This is a genomic window from Halomonas sp. BM-2019 (assembly GCF_017584085.1).
The window spans coordinates 672623-676559 of record NZ_CP071922.1 but is presented as its reverse complement, the minus strand read 5'-3'; the positions used below and the strand labels follow the sequence as shown (position 1 = coordinate 676559).

Genomic DNA, 3937 nt, shown 5'->3' with positions numbered 1-3937 from the left:
GAATACCTCTCCGGCACCACTGCCCAAGTGATGCCATTGGCATCAATTCGAAGACCTCCCCGGCACCACTGCCCAGGTGATGCCACTGGCATCACCCCAGAACACCTCCTCGCCATCGCTGCCTAAGTGATGCCACTGGCATCACCCCAGGAGTGTCACTCGCTACTCTTCCGCGGAAGGCGGTGGGGCACTTTTCGACTCTCCTTCGCTACTTGCCTCCCCGGCCTCCGCCGGCTTGGGAATCGGCGGCGCAAACTCGCTGCGCCGCTTGCCGGAGAGCACGTCGTCAGGCAGTGCGCCGAACTTCTCGATGGCGTCTCGGGCCTTGGCATTGTTGGCGGCGAAGTCGTCCCGGGTGGCACCGCTGAAGCCCGGGTACTTCTGGGTGCTCGCGCACAGGCTACGCAACAGGTGGCCACCGACCCGGACGTACTCCTCCATCTGTCGCCGGCCAATCAGGGCGATATGGTGGGCAAGCATGACGCGCCTGACGAAGCGGTCGAAGTCGATCAGCAGGCGCAGGGCGAGCCAACCATGCTGGCCGCCGGTATAGACGGGAATCTTGAGGGGCTGCTGGTTGAGGTTCTCTTCCACGTCCAGCTCTGGCGGCAGCTGCGCCATCAGGCTATCCAACTCCTGGAGGCGCTGGTCCAGCTGAACTCGCGTATCGGCGAGCTTGGCATCCAGCTGCAGCAGCCAGTGATCCGCGTAGGGGTCGTCCTTGGCGGCGTTCTGCTTGATCGCACCGCAGATCAGCAGAAACTGCCGCATGCCGATGATCTGGGGGCGCCCTGTCTCGACGCCTCGCCCCTTCCAGATCCGTGCTGCGTGATGGGTATGTAGCGTCAGCTCGATCTTGCTGCGCAGTGCTCCCAGGCGATCAACGGCCATGTCGCGTTGTCCTCATGCTGATATGTGTCCGCGGTATGGCAGGCACTGTCGATCAGTTGATGCAGGGAAGACAGGGGAATCGTTAATGGTTGCTGAGTGAGTTTTTCCCGCCTGAAGGCCATAACCCCAGCGTGCGCAGGCACTGCTCTCGAGCCTCTCGGGCCTCCTCAGGTGAGGTGGTACTCGCCTCGGTGCTCGACGGCACCGAGGCCTGGGTGGAGGGCGGCGCCACCCTTCGAGCCGCCGGCGGCTTCACGGCGGTGGGAGCACTTTGGTGCGCACTGCCCGCTCGGCGCTCAGCCTGAGTCTGGGCATAGCCGGTCGCCACGAACTCGCCGCTGATGGCTCGCTTGATCAAGCCCCGCAGGAAGCCCTTGGGGTTTCTCACCGAACCGCCGCTCACACGCCCTGCCGCCTCATCGAGAATCGCCTGCTGGGTGTCACCGGCCAGATCCGCCATGAGGAGCTGAGTGGCCTGTCGCTCGCTCTCATCCAGCGCAAGGCAGGCCGGCCAGTGCAGGCTCTCGGCTGAGGTACCTGTGGGTTTTACACAGTGTGAAGTACGTACTGTACGTGACGAACTGCGCGAGTTTTCATCGAGAACTGCCCCGAAAGCCCGGTAAGCTTTTGATTCTAGGCTTGGTTCTCTCTGAGAACCGGGGGAGTTCTCTCGGCTCACCCGGCCGGGTTCTCGCTGAGAACTCGGCACCCTGCCTTGGTTTCTGCCCTGGTTCTTCTGCTCAGTCGCGGCGGAGAACTGGGCAGCCTCACGCCTGACAGGCGACTGGAGCTGGGTCTTCCTGGACCGAGACGCCAGGGTATCGAGGCGCGTCGGCAACTCATGTAGCGCCCCGGCCTCCTGAAGTTCCTCGAATACGATGGCCGCCACCGCCTTGACCACCTTGTTCTGGTGATCCAGGCAGCGGCACACATACTCCACGTAATCGGCATCCAACACCGAGGCCTCGGCGGGAGAGAGTGGCTCATCGTGCAGGATGTAGACGTTGCCGATGATGCGGCCGTTCTGTGCGTTACGCGCCCGGTGCCCGAGGCTCACCCAGCGGGTCAGGCGAAGCACAGCGATGACGCGGGCGACCGTGGCCCGTGAGGCCTTCTGGCCCGGAGCCCCGCGCAGCAAGGGCTGCAGCTCGTCATAGGTCGGCACCGCGGTGGTTCGGTCCGGATTGACCAGCATCCGCATCATCTGCCAGCCAAGCTTGTCGACGTGCCCGAGGCGCGGATCCAACAGCAGCGCCCGCGGCACGGTTTCATGGGGGTTCCCGAAGAACAGCAGGCCATCGAGGCCTGACGCTGCCTCTCCTGACCGCTCCGTCTCGCCGTTCACAACGGCAGACGCCGGGGGCTCGCCCCGGCGCTGGGTCATCTCGGAAGCCGCCTGGCCGATCAGGCGATCCAGCCCCTGCCGAGTGGCGTCCCGAAGCTGCACCATCACCGCTCTCCCGCAGGGGACGTCCACTCTTCGGCCGGGGGCGCCGTGCGCGGCTGGCCGGGGTCGACCCACTGCTTGATCAGGTGCCACACCACCGCCAGCGGGATAGCGGTCTCTTCGGCGAGGGTGACCATGCCCTGCAGGTCGTCGGTCGCCTTGGGGTCCAGGGCGATGTGCTGCCAGCGCTCCCAGGCATCGTGCTCTGCCTGCTCCGACGGCATCGCCAGCCGCCCCTGGCGAGGCGCGATGCCCAGCAGCTGGCGACGCGTCGAGCAGTCGTTGCCGGTCAGGCCGAAGAAGGCCCCCATCATGCTGACGCTGGCCCCCAGCCTCAGGCAGCGGTCGATCAGGGTCTCACGGTCCTGGTCACGGTCGATGCGCGCCAGAACCCCGCGCAGTGCGGCATGATCCACCGAGAAGCGTGCAACCACCGGCCCTGCGCAGGCCAGCGAGTCGATATCGCTCGCTCTCAGCCGCCGCAGGGTGCGCAGCTCATCCTCGCTGAAGCCGAGGGCCAGCGCTCGGCGCATGTTGCCCTCCCGAAGAAATCCCATGACCTGGCTGAGCAGCGCCTGGTTCAGGTTGGCGGATGAAGAGCTCATGACTGGGCCTCCTGTTGTCCCTGCAGGTGTTCACGAAGGCGGCGAATCAGCCGCACCAGACGGAAGAAACGAAGCAGTACCGCATCGTCCCAGGCACTCTCATCGCCCTCTTCCCGATGGGTGCCAAGCAGCGCTCCCCATAGGGTGGCGTCAGCGGGGTACTCGGGATTGAGCTCACCGCGCAGGCTCGCCAGCGCCTGCCAGGCGAAGCGTGCACGGCGGTCGCCGGCGTCCGACAACGGGTTGAGGTCGAAACCGATGCCGTCGTCCTCGGCGACCACCACGTCGCTGCCGCCGAAGCCTCCCCAGCGGGCAATGACCTGCACCAGTTCGCGGATACGGATACGCAGGGAGCGGGGCTCATCCTCCACCCCTTCGATAAACCAGACGTCGGCAATGGGCGGGGTGATCTCGCCGGAGAGCACCGGCGCCGCCAGGGGGGCCAGCTGCTCGAAGTCGAAGCTGGGCACGCCGAGCTCGCTGGCCAGATGGTGGCGGTAGCCACGCTTCCCCGGGCTCTCCTCCCAGCTGGACTGGGTCAGCCCATCGAGGCGGGTGGCCTGCTCGGCCTCCGTCCGAGCGGCACCCTCTGGCCAGTCGACCTCCTCCTCCGAGTACACGGCCACAGGTGCTGGAACAGGCTCTTCGAATCCAGGCTCCGCAGCGGGCTGTGATTCGGCGAGCCGCTCCTTTTCACGCTCCAGCGCGGCAACCTGCTCACGAAGCCGAAGCAGCTCGGCGCTCTCCGTCCGCCCCTCATCCGGCCGCACGTCTCTTCCGAGGGTGCGCGGCGATGGCAGCTGTTCGGTTTTGGACTCAGCGTCAGGCGTGGGTTTTTTTTCCTTCGGGGCGCTACCCGCTGCCGGCTCGGCAGAGGCATCGGGCAGCGGTGGATAGAGCGAAGGCGGCTGGGCGTCGGGGTCGCGCATCTGTTGCAGCTCAACGTCCAAGGCTTCGAAGGCCTGATGCTCTTCCAGGTCCCCGCGCCGCTTGC

General features: G+C 66.0%; 4 protein-coding genes. All 4 read right to left on the bottom strand.

What is annotated here, in order from left to right; all coding sequences use genetic code 11:
* Nucleotides 1-162 precede the first annotated feature (162 nt).
* The 4 genes from J5F18_RS03465 to J5F18_RS03450 all read right to left on the bottom strand — a co-directional run bounded on the left by J5F18_RS03465 (nucleotide 163) and on the right by J5F18_RS03450 (nucleotide 3569).
* Nucleotides 163-891: a PFL_4669 family integrating conjugative element protein gene (locus J5F18_RS03465; protein WP_346300944.1), complete on the bottom strand. Its 729-nt coding sequence runs from the start codon at nucleotides 889-891 to the stop codon at nucleotides 163-165.
* A gap of 82 nt (nucleotides 892-973) precedes the next feature.
* Entirely contained in the window at nucleotides 974-2341 is a 1368-nt protein-coding gene (locus J5F18_RS03460) for an STY4528 family pathogenicity island replication protein (RefSeq protein ID WP_346300943.1), read from the bottom strand.
* Nucleotides 2341-2943 (bottom strand): DUF2857 domain-containing protein, encoded by a 603-nt coding sequence (locus J5F18_RS03455; RefSeq protein WP_346300942.1) that lies wholly within the window; start codon nucleotides 2941-2943, stop codon nucleotides 2341-2343. The genes J5F18_RS03460 and J5F18_RS03455 overlap by 1 nt, the downstream gene beginning before the upstream one ends.
* The gene (locus J5F18_RS03450) at nucleotides 2940-3569 is read right to left on the bottom strand and encodes a hypothetical protein (RefSeq protein ID WP_346300941.1); all 630 of its coding nucleotides are present in this window, start codon (nucleotides 3567-3569) and stop codon (nucleotides 2940-2942) included. Before J5F18_RS03450 ends, J5F18_RS03455 begins: the two co-directional genes overlap by 4 nt.
* Nucleotides 3570-3937: the final 368 nt, after the last annotated feature.